At 39.8% G+C, this 18,796-nt stretch carries 16 protein-coding genes; 8 read left to right on the plus strand and 8 right to left on the minus strand.

What is annotated here, in order from left to right; genetic code table 11:
- Window positions 1-340 precede the first annotated feature (340 nt).
- Entirely contained in the window at window positions 341-1,768 is a 1,428-nt protein-coding gene (gene ccoG / locus H5181_RS13510; RefSeq protein WP_011639433.1) for a cytochrome c oxidase accessory protein CcoG, read from the minus strand.
- 76 nt (window positions 1,769-1,844) lie between these two features.
- Between ccoG and H5181_RS13515 the strand changes: the two genes are divergently transcribed.
- The 4 genes from H5181_RS13515 to H5181_RS13530 all read left to right on the plus strand — a co-directional run bounded on the left by H5181_RS13515 (window position 1,845) and on the right by H5181_RS13530 (window position 6,005).
- Window positions 1,845-2,192 (plus strand): hypothetical protein, encoded by a 348-nt coding sequence (locus H5181_RS13515; protein WP_011639434.1) that lies wholly within the window; start codon window positions 1,845-1,847, stop codon window positions 2,190-2,192.
- 99 nt (window positions 2,193-2,291) lie between these two features.
- The gene (locus tag H5181_RS13520) at window positions 2,292-3,206 is read left to right on the plus strand and encodes a 1,4-dihydroxy-2-naphthoyl-CoA synthase (protein ID WP_011639435.1); all 915 of its coding nucleotides are present in this window, start codon (window positions 2,292-2,294) and stop codon (window positions 3,204-3,206) included.
- Between the two features lie 197 nt (window positions 3,207-3,403).
- Window positions 3,404-3,625, plus strand: a complete 222-nt coding sequence (locus tag H5181_RS13525; protein ID WP_059746129.1) for a DUF2061 domain-containing protein — start codon at window positions 3,404-3,406, stop codon at window positions 3,623-3,625.
- Between the two features lie 778 nt (window positions 3,626-4,403).
- A complete protein-coding gene (locus H5181_RS13530) occupies window positions 4,404-6,005 on the plus strand; it encodes a methyl-accepting chemotaxis protein (RefSeq protein WP_182751290.1) in 1,602 nt (533 codons plus the stop codon).
- A gap of 18 nt (window positions 6,006-6,023) precedes the next feature.
- Here the strand turns inward: H5181_RS13530 and H5181_RS13535 are convergent, their stop codons facing one another.
- From H5181_RS13535 to H5181_RS13545, 3 genes are all read right to left on the minus strand, one after another.
- The gene (locus H5181_RS13535) at window positions 6,024-6,785 is read right to left on the minus strand and encodes a PepSY-associated TM helix domain-containing protein (RefSeq protein ID WP_182751291.1); all 762 of its coding nucleotides are present in this window, start codon (window positions 6,783-6,785) and stop codon (window positions 6,024-6,026) included.
- Window positions 6,786-6,825: 40 nt separating this feature from the next.
- On the minus strand, window positions 6,826-7,356 hold the full coding sequence (locus tag H5181_RS13540) for an FMN-binding protein (RefSeq protein ID WP_011639439.1): 531 nt from the start codon (window positions 7,354-7,356) through the stop codon (window positions 6,826-6,828).
- 114 nt (window positions 7,357-7,470) lie between these two features.
- On the minus strand, window positions 7,471-8,646 hold the full coding sequence (locus H5181_RS13545; protein ID WP_011639440.1) for a porin: 1,176 nt from the start codon (window positions 8,644-8,646) through the stop codon (window positions 7,471-7,473).
- A 548-nt stretch (window positions 8,647-9,194) separates the two neighbouring features.
- Between H5181_RS13545 and H5181_RS13550 the strand changes: the two genes are divergently transcribed.
- Together H5181_RS13550 and H5181_RS13555 are read left to right on the plus strand one after the other, a co-directional pair.
- Window positions 9,195-9,860, plus strand: coding sequence for a methyltransferase (locus tag H5181_RS13550; protein ID WP_011639441.1), 666 nt, complete (start codon window positions 9,195-9,197; stop codon window positions 9,858-9,860).
- Window positions 9,861-10,348: 488 nt separating this feature from the next.
- Window positions 10,349-11,542 carry a class I SAM-dependent rRNA methyltransferase gene (locus tag H5181_RS13555; RefSeq protein WP_182751292.1) on the plus strand — a complete coding sequence of 398 codons (1,194 nt, stop codon included), beginning with the start codon at window positions 10,349-10,351 and terminating at the stop codon, window positions 11,540-11,542.
- Between the two features lie 148 nt (window positions 11,543-11,690).
- On the opposite strand, the gene H5181_RS13560 is transcribed toward H5181_RS13555, so the two are convergent.
- Window positions 11,691-12,032 carry a hypothetical protein gene (locus H5181_RS13560; RefSeq protein ID WP_182751293.1) on the minus strand — a complete coding sequence of 114 codons (342 nt, stop codon included), beginning with the start codon at window positions 12,030-12,032 and terminating at the stop codon, window positions 11,691-11,693.
- 428 nt (window positions 12,033-12,460) lie between these two features.
- On the opposite strand from H5181_RS13560, the gene H5181_RS13565 reads away from it, so the two are divergent.
- Both H5181_RS13565 and H5181_RS13570 read left to right on the plus strand, forming a co-directional pair.
- A complete protein-coding gene (locus H5181_RS13565) occupies window positions 12,461-12,685 on the plus strand; it encodes a hypothetical protein (RefSeq protein ID WP_182751294.1) in 225 nt (74 codons plus the stop codon).
- 5 nt (window positions 12,686-12,690) lie between these two features.
- Window positions 12,691-13,593 carry a hypothetical protein gene (locus H5181_RS13570; RefSeq protein ID WP_182751295.1) on the plus strand — a complete coding sequence of 301 codons (903 nt, stop codon included), beginning with the start codon at window positions 12,691-12,693 and terminating at the stop codon, window positions 13,591-13,593.
- Window positions 13,594-13,756: 163 nt separating this feature from the next.
- On the opposite strand, the gene glmS is transcribed toward H5181_RS13570, so the two are convergent.
- The 3 genes from glmS to H5181_RS13585 all read right to left on the minus strand — a co-directional run bounded on the left by glmS (window position 13,757) and on the right by H5181_RS13585 (window position 18,675).
- On the minus strand, window positions 13,757-15,586 hold the full coding sequence (gene glmS / locus H5181_RS13575) for a glutamine--fructose-6-phosphate transaminase (isomerizing) (protein WP_011639445.1): 1,830 nt from the start codon (window positions 15,584-15,586) through the stop codon (window positions 13,757-13,759).
- Window positions 15,587-15,623: 37 nt separating this feature from the next.
- A complete protein-coding gene (locus H5181_RS13580) occupies window positions 15,624-16,394 on the minus strand; it encodes a DeoR/GlpR family DNA-binding transcription regulator (RefSeq protein WP_102037443.1) in 771 nt (256 codons plus the stop codon).
- 187 nt (window positions 16,395-16,581) lie between these two features.
- On the minus strand, window positions 16,582-18,675 hold the full coding sequence (locus H5181_RS13585) for a TonB-dependent siderophore receptor (RefSeq protein ID WP_182751296.1): 2,094 nt from the start codon (window positions 18,673-18,675) through the stop codon (window positions 16,582-16,584).
- Window positions 18,676-18,796: the final 121 nt, after the last annotated feature.

Consider the following 18,796-nt stretch of genomic DNA (forward strand, 5'->3'; position numbering starts at 1 on the left):
ACAGATTTCTTGTTTAGATTGTTAAAGAACGTTGATATCAATTTTTCAGACATCACCATAAGACGCTAGGTCGTTGGCTTGGGGTGCGTATTCTACGCTTTCCCGTGTTGGCGTCAAGTGTTTTTTCAAACTTTCTTTTCACCGTTGTAAACTTCAATTTGAACCTTACAACCTGTCAGCGACGTATGCCGTGTCAGTGGTTGCGCATTATAGGGAGCTTAATTATTTGTGCAAGCATAAATAGGCTAAATATTGCAAAAACATGACCGAGAGGTGCTTTTTCAATCGAAAAGAACAAAAAAGGGACTATCCGTCCCTTTTTAGGCTATTTCACTCGGTTCTAATCACCAAAGAATCGAGTTTCCTGTTTTATTTCTATTGGGCTACCATCTATTTGTGCAGTTATTTTGATATCGATTTTGGTGATACTTCTCTTCAACTCAATAGGATCAACTGCAATACTAATTGGCAGGGTTAATACTTCACCAGCTTCTATCGATACATGCTGTGGGCCAATCCATCTGGCATTAGGCAAACCTTCGACGCTTAGTTCGTATTCTTGTGGTTGCTCTGTTTTATTGAGAATTTTAATCGTAAAGGTATTTTCTGTATTGCCCTGGTTATTTTCTCGATAAAGTGAGTTTCTATCTCTAATGACATCCATACGTACCGGAGCAATCGTTGCGCTGGCATAAATGAATATTAATATCATCGCAGTCAGCACCACACCGTAACCAACTAACTTAGGTCGCAGTACCTTTTCTTGCACACCATCAAGTTTGTTTTCTGTTGTGTAACTGATTAACCCTTTATCGTATCCCATTCGTTCCATAGTGTTATCGCATGCATCGATACAAGCACCACAGTTAATACATTCGTATTGCAGACCATTACGAATATCGATTCCAGTTGGGCACACTTGTACACACAAGTCACAGTCAATACAGTCGCCTAAACCCATCTCTTTAGGATCTTGTTTACGTGTACGAGGACCACGGGTTTCACCGCGTTGGGTGTCGTAGCCTACTATATAGGTATTCTTATCAAACATGGCAGCTTGGAAGCGGGCATAGGGACACATGTGAATGCACATGATCTCACGCATCCATCCGGCATTACCGTAAGTAGCAATAGTGAAGAAAACCACCCAAAAATATATCCCGCCACCTGCATTAAGGGTAAAAAAGTCAATATAGAGCTCACGACTTGGAACAAAGTAGGATACAAAGGTAGTAGCTGTTAATAGTGATATTAATAACCAAGAGGTATGTTTTGCTGTTTTACGCCAGAGTTTATTCACACTCCACGGCATTTGGTCAAGCTTGATACGTTTATTACGCGCGCCTTCAAACTTTTCTTCAAACCATATAAAGATGAAGGTCCACACTGTTTGTGGGCATGTATAGCCACACCACACTCGACCGAGATAAGTGGTAACGAAAAACAGCCCAAATGCGGCTATCATAAAGAGTGCGGCAAGCAAGGTGAGATCTTGTGGCCAAATAGTTAAACCAAAGACGTGAAATTTTTGCTCAGCAAGATTAAACCAAACGGCTTGACGGTCTCCCCAGGGTAACCAAGGCAGAAGTAAGAAAAATAACATGGCTATCCAACCCATATAACGTCGTAAGGTTGTCCATAAACCATCGACAGCTCTTACGTAAATACGGTTGCGCGGATTGAAGCGGTCTGCTTTACTAGCATCTGGTTGATGGATTTGAATACGTTGTTGTTTGGAAAAGTCCTTGGAGTTGGATTCTGTCGTCATGTTACAGCCTTACTGCTTTAATATTGAACGATAACTAGCTTGTTATATAGGTAATAACACATTATTGGATAAAAAGATGAGAGGCTGGATAGGATTAGCAATAATCGCGGGGGTTATTTATTATTTCGCGACAGAAACAGACAAGCTTGATAAGCCCATTAATGACATTAAAACGATGTTTACTAAGGCAGATAAAAAGCTTGATTCGATGACAGGTACAAAAATCACTAAAATAGATAAACACATTCCACAAATTAAAACGGAAATTTATGAGCGTTTATCGACAATTGAAATTCGTGAATTAGATGGTGTATTTACCAGTAATGAAGCAATTAGCGAGTTTAAAAGCCAATACTGCCATAGTAGTGCTCGCCACCCTGTTTTTACTAAAGACAATCTGCAATTTATTTGCGATAAAATCTAATAACTCGAGATCGTTAACGATTTTATGGTAACGAATTGACCTAAGTATCAAATAAGCCTAGCCTTTGTGTAATATCTGCAATAGGGGCTAGGTTTTTTTATGACACAATCACAAGCTGAATCGGTATCTGACATCTTTGACCCTGAGCTATGGGATCTTGTCGAAGGATTCAATTTTGAAGACATCACTTACCACCGCGCAAAATCTCAAGGCACGGTGCGTATCGCAATAAACAGGCCTGATTGCCTTAATTCATTTCGCCCTAAAACGGTAGACGAACTCTATACAGCTTTAGACCATGCTAGACAATGGTCCGATGTAGGTTGTGTACTCATTACAGGCAATGGACCATCAGCAAAAGGTCAGTACTCATTTTGCGCAGGCGGCGATCAGCGTATTCGTGGTAAAGATGGCTATAAATATGAAGGTGCTGAAGAAGGTACACCAGATGTCGCTCGCATGGGGCGTCTGCATATATTAGAAGTGCAGCGAATGATCCGCTTCATGCCTAAAGTGGTCATTGCGGTTGTACCTGGCTGGGCTGTGGGTGGTGGACATAGTTTACATGTGGTTTGTGATTTAACGTTGGCGTCAAAAGAACATGCTGTTTTCAAGCAAACCGACCCTGATGTAGGCAGTTTTGACTCCGGATATGGCAGTGCTTATTTAGCCAAGATGATTGGTCAGAAGCGTGCCCGCGAAATCTTCTTTCTTGGGTTTAATTACTCTGCAGAAGAGGCATTTAACATGGGTATGGTAAACCGCGCCATTCCACATGCCGAACTAGAAACAGAAGCCTTAGCCTGGGCCAAAGAGATTAATTCTAAATCCCCCACTGCAATGCGTATGCTTAAATATGGCTTTAATATGGCTGATGATGGTTTGGTTGGCCAACAATTGTTTGCCGGTGAAGCAACACGCTTAGCCTATGCTAGTGAAGAAGCTCAAGAAGGTCGTGATGCCTTTTTAGAAAAACGAGATCAAGACTTTTCACGTTTCCCGTGGCATTACTAATCACAATATCTGTTGTTATCGCCTGAATTAATTCATGTTATTAACTGTAATGGAAGGCCATTTTTAGGGCCTTTATTGTTTTCAATATTAAAAATCACAAACGTAATCGAAATTTTCATTTGCAATAATCGAATCAACCCTCTTTACATGATAATGAGAACTGTTATCATTTAAATAAATCAAACAGGGGATTCATCATGAAAAAGACAATCAGCTTTGCCATTTTACACTTCAGTGTGGCTTTTACGATTACCTACCTATTAACCGGTAGTATTATTATCGGTGGTACCATTGCCCTGCTTGAGCCTGCCGTTAATACAGTTGTGTTCTACTTTCATGACAAAGTGTGGAAAAATATTGAGTTGAAAAAGATGCAACAAACTGAAATAACAACTGAGTCAATACAGCTTGTGAGCTAGAATGATGCTGACATTGATAACCATCATCTGACTAACATATGCTTGTTGCTATACGATGCGAGTTTAACGATAGCAATATCGTAAGCGGCAAGATTTGCCAGCCTAATACGTATTGATCTTATAACTCAATAGGACTGTTTGCGAATAACCTGCATAGTTAAACAGGTAAGCATACAGACCACACTGTACAAGCTGCATATATTTAGACGACTGAACTACGATTAGACCTAATGCTAATATTGTAAAGCTCTCAAATACAAAACATCAAAAGTTAATATCGTAATTAACCAAGATTTGATGACTTGCCACTGCAGGATTACGGCCATGCAGTGTTGAAACGACATGAACGCCACCTTCCAATATCCTTATCACCAGCACTGACTGTCAAACAAATGCAGATGCAGACTACAACCAATAACATGTATGGTTAATTTGAATTTGTAATCGCGATTATGCATCTGTTCAAGCTATTATTTATCTGTTTCAACGTTATTAAGACTATTTATCAATAGAATAATTAATCATGCTTTCCAAGATATAAGCACAACACTAGGCTATTATTGACACGAGTATGTACAAATTAGAGTCGATAGTCCTTTTGGCCACTAATCAGCTTATATTCACAATAAACGCAACTAGCATAATTTAACGATTCCTAATCAAGAATGTTAATACTGTGCCGATATGTTTAACATTAGAATAAAATGAACATAACTTCTCTTGTATCCGGTCTTAGTAACACTGAGATCAAAAAATGACCCGATTAAGGTATTAACCCATGTTTAACGCTTTTAATACTATCAAAGTTCGTATTCTTCTAGGCTATGCAGCTATTTTATTAATGACCCTAGTGGCTGCTGTTTTACTCAATAACAGCAACCAAACCGTAAAACAAGAAGTCGGTGGGTTTGTTGATGGCACATTACCAGCGCTTAACAGCATTACACGGGTGCAAAGCCTTGCCAAAGAATTGGTATTAATGGGTTATTCTTTATATGGCACAACTATCGATGTTACAGAATTTAGCCAGAATAAAGTTAAACTAGAAAAAAACCTTAACGAGCAATATCAACAATTAAATACCGTAACATCTACCCAATTAATGCCACAAATTGACGCGCTTAACGCCGCGTTATCGGCACTTGAAAACACCATGAGCAAATCATCGGTAGATTGGGACAATGCCCGTAATCATTTAAGCACATTAAATAACAGTGCTAACGAGCTCAAAGATCGTCTAGATGTTCTTGCTGAGGAAATCTCAACTCAAGCCAACCTTAATGCGATGAACATTCAAAATGAACTTGGCCATAATACTATGCTTATTTTTGTATTAGTCGGGCTCATGTTGGTTGTGGCTGCTGGGGCTTACTTAGCAGCACAAAAACAAATTGCTACGCCGATTCAGCAACTATCAAACGACCTCACCCGCATTGCCCAAAATCGTAATTTGAAAGCTAAATTGTCTGATGAATGTATCGTTGAAATTAGTAATGTGGCCACCAGTGTTAATGGCCTAATTAACGTATTCCGTTTAGGGATGAATGAAGTACATGATGCCATCGCCAGTATTAGCCAAACCGTTGCCCAATTAAGTAACACTACAGGTAAATCATCAGCATCTGTGGATGAGCTTCAACACACTATTGTGAGTTTAGTGGATGTAATGTCGCAACTTGAGCAACAAATGGAGCAAAGTGTCGAACACTCACAAAGTGCTTCAGACTCTGCTCAGCAGGGTGCGCAGAGTATGGTTGAAGGGCAAAAAGAAGTTAAACAAACAGCAGACAGCATTAGCGTACTGGCTCAAGACATAGAAACAACCGCCAGTATGTTACTAACACTGCAAAATTCAGGTAAACAAGTAGCGACAGTGGTTAAAACCATTGCCGATATTGCCTCACAAACAAATTTATTATCATTGAACGCAGCCATTGAAGCGGCTAGAGCAGGTGAAACCGGAAGAGGTTTTGCGGTTGTTGCAGATGAAGTTAGAACGCTAGCCTTACGCACGCATAATTCAACTGTAGAAATAAATACAATGCTGGCCAATATTGTCGATTCAATTCAATCTGCGGTCGACAATATGGCATCAAACCAACAAAAAGCACAACACTCAGTATCATTAGCAAATCAGTTAGTGATAACGCTTGAACAGAGCCGCCAACTTATTTTGTCTCTTGCTACCGTCAGCCAAGAATCTGCCATGCTAGCACAAGCTTCACAGCAGCAAGCGAATACCGTTAAACTTAAAGTGCAAGATTTCACGCTATTAGGTGAGTCAGTTTCTGAGGGTAATCATCAAATTAGCGAGGCTGGTAATTTGTTGAGTAATTTAGCTGACAAGCTAACCGACACAGTTGAGCAATTTGAACGCTAAACATAGTTATTGAATAGACTATCTCGGTGGTTTTTGTTTTAACCAAATCCAAAAGCCGCTGAGAGATACCATTAACAATGCTAGCGCAAATAAGTCCCACAACCAAACCGTTAAATGACCAAATAAACGTCCACTATGTAAATCGAGTATCACACGTTGCCAATGCAAATTAGCACTGCGAGCAAGATTAACAACCTCTTTGTCTACAACGTCACTTTCACTCAGCCAAGCGACTGGTGTTGTTAACGGCGCAATAGCTTGCCAATCGATGAGTTGTTCGTCGGCTTGATACACGCCATTGTCGGTATTTAACCACACCCGCCCATCTACAATCGCTAGCGCTAACAAACCAGATGGAAGACCAGTGCTGGCATTTTGAGTTTCTTGCAATTGACCAAGATCATTAAACAAATACAATTGCTGTGCATCTATGGCCACCAGCATGTTAACGACATAGCTGGCACTGATTAAGGTCGTATTTGCCTCTAAAATCATATGTTGGTTTTGCCACAACAAATTATCGGTAATATATAATGCAGACGGTGCAACACCAAACTGAGCAACATGAGAAGGTGCAGCAATACCATAATAATCAAGCAACCACGACTGGGTAACTGGTGTTTGGTCTAAACCAAAATCATCGCTGTGGTTTATTGCTACGCCTGTAAGCACTAACAATAAGATAAACAACGCACTCACTAATCCTAAGCGACGATGCCAAGGACGAAGGGCTCGTAAAATCTTAAGTCTAAAACGGTTACGTCGAGATGTTTTAGTCACACTAACCTGCTTGAAATGATCCGCTTGAATTGAACGTGGCTTAGTGCACCACATGCGCATGAAGTAATAATGCAATGCGCGATAACTTAGTTAACGCTCTTACTGATAATGTCGCACCAGTAATCCCGTCTATATGCTTATCAAGCTGATGTTGATCATCTAACTTGGCCAGCTTAAATTGGTCTGTAAAAAAATCATGACGAACCTCGTCACCGCGACTTTCACGATAAACCAACACTTTAGTCCGCACAATTTGATGGTCTTTAATATGAATAGCGACCGTAATCGGCGACTCTTTGCCTATTTCGTCCATTATCCAAACGGTTTCATCATTGTGTTGCCAGTAGCGCATACGCATTTTATTAAAACGATGGGCTAAAATAGCTTCTATGGCTTGCTTTAGATCATCGTCTAACCACAACACTTTAGACTCGCCAGCATTGCCATTAAATGCTTGGTTAATAAAGGCGTCATTTGACTGATACTGTGTTGCTACAGCACTAAACGCCGACGAATAAACAGCTAATCCCATCATAAATAGCATCAAATATGATCGTAATATTGCCTGCATATCAATCCTTAGCCAAGAGTAAAAATAAGGGTGCCGACAATATACACTGTTGGCACCCATAATTTTACCGATAATCTGTTTTATCGGAGTGTCTTTTTACTGAATGCTCAGCAATTAGAACTGGTAACCAACACCTAGGTTGAAACCGTCTGAATCTGCAGCTCCACCAATGTTTTCGTAATCAGCTTTAAACACTACGTTTTCGTGTAACCAGTAGTTAACACCCACGTTGGTTTGTTTTTTCTTGGTGTCAGCGCTATCACCGGCATTGTTGTCCCACTCGTTATAACGAGCAAACACACCAAACTGTTCATTAATGCGGTAAGAAGGCTCAATATAGAAACCATTTTGCTTATCGCGACCTAATGCTTCAGCTTCTTTACCATCAATATCCCACTGGGCGAATAAAGCCTTAACAGTAAAGTTTTCAATGCTGTAAATAGCGTGTGCGGTTAACAATGTAGCAGAAGCGCTATCAACACCAGCAGTACCTTGAGTTAAGTCAGACTGGTACTGAACCGTGGCAGCTAATTCTAAACCCGGTACTGCAGTGTATTTTACACGACCGGTATAAGCTAAATCTTCGCCTTTTGCTTCAGATACTTTTTGACGACCGTTACGGATTTTATAGCCTGAGCTTTCATCCAAATACAAACCAGATGTCACTGCAGTGTCAAACGCTAAACCTGGAGCCGCTTTAATATTAAGGTTTAAACCACCTTCCCACCATGTTGCAGGAATAATGTCTTTTTCTACTGGGTTACGCTCAACACCGTAAAATACTGTTGGTTCGTGAGTTTCGTTGATAATACCCACTGGCATTAAAAATAAACCTGCTTTAGCGGTAAGCATCTCATTAAAGTCGTGCTCGATATAAGCTTGCTCTAGCTCAACTTCGCCTTTTTTACTCTCACCGGCAATTGAGTGCTCAACTTCTAGTTCAGAGAAAAAACGAGTAGTGCTGTTAAACTCGTGACCTACAAATAAAACGAAACGGTGGAAGTCGAATTCTTTCTTGTCGGTACCCGTTTGGTTATTGCTAATGTTGTTATAGTGTAATTCACCATAACCACCAATAGTGGTTGCCGACTTGCTTGATGCAGTTGCTTCTACTACATCTGCAGTAGTTTCTACACGCTTTTCAGTTTGCTCAAGACGCTTTTCAAGATCTTTAAGCACTTTCTGCTGCTGCTCAATAATCTGGCGTAGTTCAGTTGTTTCGTCAGAAGCCATAGCTTGATTACTAGCCAAAAGACTAAATAGTGTTGCAGCAATTAACGTTTTTTTCATATTCCATCCCGATTAGACAATGTAAACAACTACTGTGTTGTGTAAACCAATGTAAATTTTCGTGAATTATACATAACGAATATGTTAATGCAAACCATTATCATTAAGTTTATGATAAGTATGTCACATATTTAACAATCACGAATAACGATTAAATGTCACAACGAAAAACAATAATTAACCTAAAAAATTCAAACTGAGATGGGCCTGCAAAATGCTATAAACTGATATATATGAGGTTTTATTGGAGTAACGATAGAGGTGTCAATCTGGTGCAATCATGAGTAAAACCTAGCGGTTTACGTTGATTTTATCCGTTATGAAGGAGTTAATGTTTGAATAGAGCATTAATCCAATTGAATTCCAAAGCGTAGTTAAAAATACAATACTATGATGCTTTTAACAAAAATATGAGTCGAATAAAACCTGACCGTTAGTTAAATACATTGCCTTTCTAACGAACTGCTATAACCTAACTAAAACCTCTTCGTTTTGTCATTTATTTGTCCTCGATAGCTGGCTGAGCGCTCAATTTTTGAGACGGCCCAATGACAGCTCTACGCTTAAGCTACCAAACAGTTGAATTTGGTGACATAGATGTTCATCTATGTACCTTACGTAATAATCAAGAATTTTATGACCCTACAGGCATAGCTGAAAAACTCGGAATATCCTCTGCGAGCTGGCCTATTTTTGGCATTGTATGGCCATCAAGTTTAGTGCTGGCTAACTATATGTTGGATTACAAAACCGAAGGTAAAAGAATTCTAGAAATAGGCTGTGGAATAGCGCTATCAAGCTTACTTCTTAACGAAAAACATGCCGATATAACCGCAACCGACTATCACCCAGAAGTTGAGCAGTTCCTTAATCGAAACACAAAACTCAACAATGGTAAAAACATTGCTTTTGAGCGAGTAGATTGGGCCAATGATACCAGCAAGCTGGGACTCTTTGATGTCATCATCGGCAGTGATTTATTGTACGAAGATGAGCATGTGCAGTTATTGGCTTATTTTATTAAAAACCATGCCAGTGAAAAATGTGACGTCATTATCGTAGACCCAGGCCGAGGCCGAAAAAATAAACTCAGTGTAAAATTAGCAGAGTTCGGTTTTATCAGCAGCCATTTTAAACCAATACACACCGACTATTTAGCACTGCCCTTTAAAGGCTACATTCTGGTTTTTTCGCGTGGTAATGTCATTGCCTAATCAAGTATCATTGTCACTATCTAGTACCAATAATCAGTGTGTTCAAATACTGGGGGTCAGCAACGCTTAGCATCGTTGCCGCTGAATGCTTGTTGGGTTGTTTTAGCTGTGAGCAAAAGCATCTCGTTAATCAGTCGATCATCACTATCATTACAAATATGTAGCCATACTTGATTGTGCATCAACCTTTAAGCTCACTCCAACTCAACAAAAAACCGTTAATACATGATGGAATAAACAATAATTATTAATTCAATCATCAGAATTGACGTTAACCATACAACTCTAGGCTTACCATTTAATTATTTGTCAGGTTTTTAGGCTCAAAACAGGCTATGATCCCACTTCGTCGCCCCCAGGCTAATGCATTCAATTATTGAGTCATTACCCCCAAGTAAATAATGAATTACGATTAGGTTTATATGCCATCGTTATCGGGAGCGCGGTAACTCTTTTTACCCCTTTTATACTTTACATTAGGCAATACCATGGCTATCAGAATTAAACTTAAACCTGGCCGCGAGCGTTCGTTAGAGCGTCGCCACCCTTGGATATTTTCCAATGGAATTCACAACGTCAATGGCGGAAAACCGCAAGCTGGTGACACTGTTGAAGTAGTGGCGCACGACGGGCATTGGCTCGGACGCGGTGCCTGGTCGCCAGAATCTCAAATCCAAGTGCGGATATGGACCTTCGACAAAGAAGAAACTATCGATGCCGATTTTTTCGCCCGACGCATTAAAAGAGCCCAAGCGGGTCGTGATGATTTGATCCGCGAACAAGGTCTAACGGGCTATCGCTTAATTGCCGCTGAATCGGACGGTTTACCCGGTATCACCATAGACCGTTATGCCAATGTTCTGGTATGTCAGTTATTGAGTACTGGTGCTGAAAAGTGGCGCGACACTATCGTTGAGCAACTGGTTCTTCAATATCCGGACTGCGCTGTCTATGAGCGTTCAGATGTTGACTCGAGAAAGAAAGAAGGCTTAGTTCCTGTAGTAGGATTACTGCACGGGGAGTTACCTGCTATGCCCGTGATCATCGAAGAAAACGGTATTAAGATTGCCGTTGATGTTGTTAAAGGTCATAAAACAGGTTTCTATCTGGATCAGCGTGACAACCGTGCTATGGCGGCCCGTTTTGTCAAAGGTAAATCAGTGCTTAACTGCTTCTGTTACACCGGTACTTTTGGCTTGTATGCCGCCAAAGCTGGCGCTGCGAGTATTGAAAACGTCGATGTATCAACCTTAGCGCTGCAAACTGCTCGCGATAATATGGCCATTAATAACCTTAATGATGACCATGTAAATTATAACGAAGCAGACGTATTCAAATTACTACGCCAGTACCGAGATGAAGGTAAAACCTTTGATGTTATTGTTTTAGACCCACCTAAGTTTGCCGACAATAAGTCACAACTCGATGGCGCATGTCGTGGTTATAAAGACATCAATATGATTGCGATGCAATTGCTTAATCCAGGTGGAATATTACTGACGTTCTCGTGTTCAGGCTTAATGCAGTCAGACCTATTCCAAAAAGTGGTTGCCGATGCTGCACTTGATGCCAAGCGTGAAGTGCAATTTATTGAACGCATGCACCAAGCAAGCGACCATCCAATTAGTAGCACATTTCCAGAAGGTTATTACCTCAAAGGACTCGTTGCTCGCGTTTGGTAATAGCTAAATGGATCTAATCAAAAAGGGAACAGTATCTGTTCCCTTTTTTGCTTAATGTAACCCAATAAAATAAAAGAGAGCACACTAACTAAGCTAAGAATTCTGAAAATCCTAACAATCAAGGTACTCTATAGATATGCCAAACGGCTTAAACTCTAGATAAGAAGTAAACGACATTGAGTATAAAAATACATAAAACAAGAAGAGCCGCACTCAAAACAGGCAAAAAACTATACTTAAAAGCCAACTGAAAATTTTCAATGCTGAGCGACTTACTTTTAGTGAGGTATAACGCTGAACTAACCATAGATACAATCATGTAAATCGTTAATAAATAATTTTCTAAGAAAAATTCGAATGGGAACCCAGCGCTTGAAACGGTAATCGCAATTAAACACCCAGCAACAGGAACGCAATAAATAAACATATGTATTGAAGAAACGATAAAGGCAAAACCTAAATAATCCGCTTTGTTTTTAATCTGATACACAAATCTAACTCCTTTAGATAATAGATCACTAAAACTCATCAACGCTAATCAATAAATTACCATTTACCAGACACGATATTGATATAAACCCCAACAACAATAATCGCCAACATAGATGCAATAAAAGGAGTTTCATTCGCTATCATAAAAGTAGTACCGAGCGCAGTACCTAAACATAACGTTACAGCAGCAAGCTTCTCTCGTCCGAGATTGTTTTTTTAACTTCATGCAAACTCCTCATCTATTGAGTAATTTTTATGGTGATAGTAAACCAAGTTTAAATTTACAGTAAATACTCATACAAAACACCCGCTTAATGGGCTAATAAAAATCGATAATTACAAACAGAAAAAGCCTAGCTAATACCTATTGTGAACTGAGTATTAAATCTGCAGTATGGGCTGGTAATATTCAAAAAGGACTGTTTAATGAAACAAAAATTTGTGTTTGTCGGTACAGCATTACTTGTAGTTGCGCTATTTTTTATTTTTAATAAAAATAAAACTCCGACTGCAAATGTGTTGCAAGTTAAAACCGATGATGAGCGGCAACCATCCACATTGCAAAATTATCAATACTCGCAAACCATAAATCAAACTGATAGTGCCCCGAAAAATATCCCCCCCAAGAAATGGTGCGCTGTAATGGTATAGCAGAAATGTTTACTGACCCTATAATTGAGGATAGCGTTAATCAGTATTCGGCTAACCAAGACTCTATTTTCGACAATATTAAACAACAGCAAACTCAACAAGCACGTATTGCTTCGGTTTTTATCAACAGGAATAAATCGATTGAAGTCGATATAGAAAATTTAGACAAACTAACACAAACATATCCAAGCAATAAGTTATTAGCTTTTAACCTTATGCTACTTTGCAGTAATTCCACAGCAACAGTCTGTGATGAAGTTATGATGCAAAGAGCGTTAAATACCGATAACCAAAACGGCGCTCTATTGTTGCAAATGGCATTATATCAGCTGAAGTCAGCAAATATAGAAAAAGCAAAAACGTCACTGACCCAGTTTACTCATTCTCAACGTTATAACGAATATTCCGGAGACTATTTCTCAACAGTCGATTTAGCCCTTAAAGAAGCGGGAGCGAATGATGATTTTTCGCTAAAAATAGCGGTGCTTGGTATTGCAGCAACAAGATATAAAACAAATTATGCACCACTTGCTAAGTTATGCAAAAAAACTGATACCGACAATGCTGTATTATTGAATATATGTTTAGAAACCAGTGAAAAATTAATTGAATCAAAAGGTGGGCTATTAACTCATCAAATGGGTTTATCTATGCAAAAGAATGTGCTGGAGAAATATGATGATTCTGAAGGAGTAGCTGAAAACGCCTCTGCACAAAAAGCATTAGATACATTTAATGAAGAAGCAAACATTGCCATGAACATGGTGCTTCGTAGTCGAAAAAGAACAGAATACTGGTTATCGCTAAATGTAGATTATGGTGAGATGGGGGCATTCGAATACATTATTGATCAAGCAAAGCAGACCTCAGAAAATAACCAACAAGATCCTTGCGCCATAAACTGGTAACACAAAAATGTAGCCATGTTTATACTAGCAGCCCCAAACAAAAAAGCGGCAACTCAATGAGTCAGCCGCTTTTTAATTTAGTTTCTAACTTTTCAGTTAGTCGCTATATTCATTGCAAGTTTTGAAGCCTACTAAAATACAAATTTCATTTTAAATCAAAATCTTACTCAACCGTTACGCTTTTAGCCAAATTTCGAGGTTGGTCTACGTCGGTACCTTTAATTAATGCCACATGATATGACAATAATTGTAATGGAATGGTGTAAATCAACGGTGCCATGAACTCATCGCAGTGTGGCACTGGAATGACTTTCATAGTCTCATCTGACTCAAACTCAGCATCAACATCGGCAAACACATACATTAGTCCGCCACGAGCACGCACTTCTTCAACGTTTGATTTAAGCTTTTCGAGTAATTCATTGTTCGGTGCAACCACGATAACTGGCATATCTGCATCAATCAAGGCTAATGGACCGTGCTTTAACTCACCAGATGCGTAAGCTTCGGCGTGAATATATGAAATCTCTTTTAGCTTTAATGCACCTTCCATCGCGATTGGGTATTGATCACCACGACCTAAGAATAATGCATGTTGCTTGTCGGCAAAGTCTTCTGCTAATTCTGCAATTGCATCATTTAAGCCAAGCGCTTGTTCCACTTTAGCTGGCATTGATAACAAGCTTTGAGTAATAGCTGCTTCCATGTCGCTAGACATGCCATTATGACGACCAATAACTGTTGTTAACATTAACAAGCCAGCAAGTTGTACAGTAAAGGCTTTAGTTGATGCGACACCAATTTCTACACCAGCTTTCATCATATAAGCCATGTCAGATTCACGTACTAACGATGAACCGGCTGAGTTACAGATAGTTAAGGTGGCTTTGTAGCCCATTTCTTTTGCTAGGCGCATTGCAGCTAACGTATCTGCTGTTTCACCAGATTGTGAAATAGTCACTAACAAGCTATTTGGGAACAGGTGCGACTTGCGGTAACGGAACTCAGATGCAATTTCAACATTACACGATACGCCAGCCCAATCTTCTAACCAGTAACGCGCAGCCATGCCAGCATGGTAACTGGTACCACAGGCAATGATTTGCACGTGTTTAATGTCTTTTAAAAATTCAGCGGCATTTTCACCAAAGGCTGAATCTAAAACCTTACCACCCGCAATACGACCTTCTAAAGTATGCGCAATTGCCGTTGGTTGTTCGTAAATCTCTTTTAACATGTAGTGACGGTATTCGCCTTTGTCACCTGCATCATGAGTCACTTCCGACTCTTTCATTTCGCGCTGAACTGCATTGCCATTAATATCAAAAATGTTAACTTCGCGACGCGTAATTTCTGCGACATCACCTTCTTCTAAAAAGGCAAATGAACGTGTTACAGGTAGTAATGCTAATTGATCTGAGGCAACAAAATTTTCACCTAAACCATAACCAATGACTAATGGGCTTCCGCTACGGGCAACAACCATGCGTTCGCTATCACGACGGTCGATAACAACTGTACCGTAGGCACCTTCAAGCTGTTTTACTGTCGCTTGTACTGCCACTAATAAGGTAGCAGCTGTTTTTAGTTCATGATGAACAAGGTGACAAATAACTTCGGTGTCTGTGTCAGATGAAAATACGTAACCTAAACCTTTTAGCATCTCGCGCAATTTACTGTGGTTTTCAATAATACCGTTATGAACAACAGCAATATCACCTTCAGATAAATGTGGATGTGCATTGCGTTCGCTTGGTTCACCATGAGTAGCCCAACGAGTATGGGCAATACCAGTGCCACCGCTTAACGGTGCAGCATCTAGTGCCGATGACAACTCTTGTACTTTACCAACACGGCGAGTACGGCTTAACTCACCTTGATGGATAACAGCAACACCAGCTGAGTCATAACCACGGTATTCTAGACGACGTAAGCCTTCTACTAAAATTTCTGCAACATCCCTTTGCGCCACTGCGCCTACGATTCCACACATGTTTGTTGTTTCCTTTACTGTTTCAATTTAATTTTGTTTACTTAGCGTATGGTGCGAGGATTACTCTGACACCATGTGCTGAAATAGTGTTAACGGCTTCTTGGGTGATGTTATCGTCGGTAACTAAGACATTAACCACATCCCAAGGTAATTCTAGATTAGGGATCCGTCGGCCAATTTTAGTCGACTCTAATAACACCACGACTTCACGAGACATTTCAGCCATTACTTTACTTAAGCCGGTTAGTTCGTTAAATGTGGTGGTGCCACGATCGAGGTCGATACCATCGGCACCGATAAAAAGTTGGTCGAAGTTATATGACCGTAATACTTGCTCTGCCACTTGGCCCTGAAAAGACTCTGAGTGAGGGTCCCAGGTGCCACCGGTCATCAATAATGTCGGTTCATTTTCAAGTTCATGAATAGCGTTTGCCAGTTGCAGCGAATTCGTCATCACCACCAAGCCACGCTTGTCATTAAGCTGCTGAACAATTCCGGATGTAGTGCTACCACTGTCGATGATGATCCGGTTATGGTCGCGGATCAGCTCGGCGGCTTTAGCGGCAATAGCTTGTTTATTTAATGATAGGTTTTCGCTGACTATTTGGGTCATTTCTTGTGGTACAGGCACCGCACCACCATAACGTCGTAATAATAGTCCATGAGTTTCAAGCATGGCTAAGTCTTTGCGAATAGTGACTTCTGAAGTGGCAAATAGATTCGCCAACTCATCGACACTGACTTCGCCTTGTTCATTAACCAATTTAATGATCGAATGACGACGTTGTTGGGTGTTACGTTTAGTCATTTAAATTAGCTATCTTTCAAATAAGTTTCGAAACGAAAGATATTTTAGCATCAAATGAAACTTTATCTAGATCTTATCGCTCAAAAATTGAAATAAAAGTACAAAAAAAAGCCTCTGACATATGCAGAGGCTTTTAATTGATTAATCAATACACGTTAGTTTTTAAAATATAAAACCTTCGTTAATATTAGAATTTAACTTCGGCGGCAACACTGAAATTACGATCTTGGCCAATGGTGACCATATTATACTGACCACCTTCAATACAGTCGGTATCGAATAGATTTCTGACATTGGCGCGTACACTGACGTCTTTCCCCATAACATCCATAGTATAAGCTGCGCCGATATCGAAACGGATATAACCGTCTTTACTAATACTGTTATCGGTGTTGGCAAAACGCTCACCAACATAGATAGCACCAAAGTTTATCGCAAAGTCTTCAGTCATTTCATAGCGAGTCCAGATATTAGCCGACCATTCCGGTGCATCAACAGGTGTTTTACCTTCACGTTCATCACCCGTGTGATATTCAGCATCAAGGTACATCATTGAAGATGTCATGAACCAATCGTCACTTAACTGACCTTGAGCGCCCACTTCAAATCCACGATGTTTCTGCTCACCACCTTGGGTAGTGATATCAGTATAGGAATCTATTGGAGTCGGTAATACTTCAGATATAGTAATATTCTCAACAGTGATATCAAATACAGCCGCAGTGAGTAATAAGCTATCGTCAAACAGTTCCCATTTGGTACCCACTTCGTACTGAATACCATATTCAGGTTTTAAATCCAGTTCATCGTTAACGTCAAATTGATTATTAACAGCACCTTGTGGAGTAAAACTTTTTGAATAGTTAACGTAAATACTGCCATTTTCCATTGGCGAATAAATAGCCCCAAACTTAGGCGATACCGCATAACTGTTCTGACCCAAGCCGTCTTTCTTTTGCTCGTCATAACGTACACCAGCAAGCAACTTCCACTGTTGATTTACAGTCATTAAATCTTGTAAATAGAAACCATAATATTTGTATTCGCTCGGATCACCTTTGCTACTTAGATGATAATCAAGATCAGGCTTAATAACTGACTGACCAGGAATAACTATTTGGCTTGTTCCACGCTGGATCTGTTGTTGATAGAAATAATCTAGATAGTTTGCACCTATCAATAACTGGTGTTGAATTCCTGCAAAATCAAATTCGCCAGTAAAATCGATATAAGCGGTTTTATGTTGCCAATCATCATAGCGATCAAATGGTTTAATGCTGTAACCGTTGCTAAAAGGATCGGTAGTATATTGTGGCGCAGAGTCGAAACGTTGACGATTGAATTGCTGATCGTTATAACCGGCTTTAATTTTCCAGTCGTCACTAATATGCCAAGTAAGATCTGCACCTAAATTTGAAACCGTATTATCGGTAAAGGCCCAAGGAGCATCCCAAATAGTTTTATTATTACCTATAACATGACCTTGAGAGTCTAACCAACCACCCGCATCAATACCGGCTTTATCTTGAGTGTGATCGTATTTAACAGATAGCAATACATCATCTGTTAAATCAAATTCCATATTAAGATAACCTAACCAACGATCACGATCTTGGTTTTCTTCAGTGGTTGAATACTCACGCCAATATGTTGTGTCTTGCTTCACTAACACACCACGATAACGAATACTTTGGGCATCATTTAAACTGCCTCCAGCATCAATCTGTGCACGGGTAGAACCGTAACCATCAGTGTCGACACCTACATTAAGCATAGAATCATAAGTCGGCTTTTTGGTGACCATATTCACCAAACCACCTGGACCAGATTGGCCATACAACATACTAGAAGGACCTTTCAGCACTTCAACTTGTTGTAGGGTTTCAATAGGCTGTATGTAGTGAGACCATTGCTGGTGGCCATTAATTAAATAACCATTGCCAGAATCTAATTCAAAGCCACGGATACTGAAAACCTGGCGGTTCCAGCGTGTAGTCCCTGCCGTTACACTTGAATCATTAACTAATACTTCAGCAAGGTTAGTTGCCAATTGTTCATCGGTAACAAAATCGGGGATAACATTGACTGACTGTGGGGTATCCATTAGGTCGATATCACCGCGCATAGCACCAGATGCTGTACCGACTTTATAATCGTTAAAAGTTCGACCCACAACATTAATACGTTCTATGTTTGTATCACTAGATACTTCAGCCATTACTGGCATCGTCATTAATGCTGAACCAACTGCTAAACCTATAACTGAATATTTAAATACCATTTACAACTCCTCAATGAAACCTCTACTCCAACAAACGAGAGTAATATAAATGAGAAGCGTTTCCATTTAAACTTCTTTTTTAATATTTACAATTGACTGTGATATAGATCAAAAATATATA

This window comes from Shewanella sp. SG44-2 (assembly GCF_014164215.1).
GTDB lineage: Bacteria > Pseudomonadota > Gammaproteobacteria > Enterobacterales > Shewanellaceae > Shewanella > Shewanella frigidimarina.

Coding starts and splice junctions, on each gene's coding strand:
- ccoG (WP_011639433.1), bottom strand. CDS start 1,768: ATGACGACAGAATCCAACTCCAAGGACTTTTCCAAACAACAACGTATT.
- H5181_RS13515 (WP_011639434.1), top strand. CDS start 1,845: ATGAGAGGCTGGATAGGATTAGCAATAATCGCGGGGGTTATTTATTAT.
- H5181_RS13520 (WP_011639435.1), top strand. CDS start 2,292: ATGACACAATCACAAGCTGAATCGGTATCTGACATCTTTGACCCTGAG.
- H5181_RS13525 (WP_059746129.1), top strand. CDS start 3,404: ATGAAAAAGACAATCAGCTTTGCCATTTTACACTTCAGTGTGGCTTTT.
- H5181_RS13530 (WP_182751290.1), top strand. CDS start 4,404: ATGTTTAACGCTTTTAATACTATCAAAGTTCGTATTCTTCTAGGCTAT.
- H5181_RS13540 (WP_011639439.1), bottom strand. CDS start 7,356: ATGCAGGCAATATTACGATCATATTTGATGCTATTTATGATGGGATTA.
- H5181_RS13545 (WP_011639440.1), bottom strand. CDS start 8,646: ATGAAAAAAACGTTAATTGCTGCAACACTATTTAGTCTTTTGGCTAGT.
- H5181_RS13550 (WP_011639441.1), top strand. CDS start 9,195: ATGACAGCTCTACGCTTAAGCTACCAAACAGTTGAATTTGGTGACATA.
- H5181_RS13555 (WP_182751292.1), top strand. CDS start 10,349: ATGGCTATCAGAATTAAACTTAAACCTGGCCGCGAGCGTTCGTTAGAG.
- H5181_RS13565 (WP_182751294.1), top strand. CDS start 12,461: ATGAAACAAAAATTTGTGTTTGTCGGTACAGCATTACTTGTAGTTGCG.
- H5181_RS13570 (WP_182751295.1), top strand. CDS start 12,691: ATGTTTACTGACCCTATAATTGAGGATAGCGTTAATCAGTATTCGGCT.
- glmS (WP_011639445.1), bottom strand. CDS start 15,586: ATGTGTGGAATCGTAGGCGCAGTGGCGCAAAGGGATGTTGCAGAAATT.
- H5181_RS13580 (WP_102037443.1), bottom strand. CDS start 16,394: ATGACTAAACGTAACACCCAACAACGTCGTCATTCGATCATTAAATTG.
- H5181_RS13585 (WP_182751296.1), bottom strand. CDS start 18,675: ATGGTATTTAAATATTCAGTTATAGGTTTAGCAGTTGGTTCAGCATTA.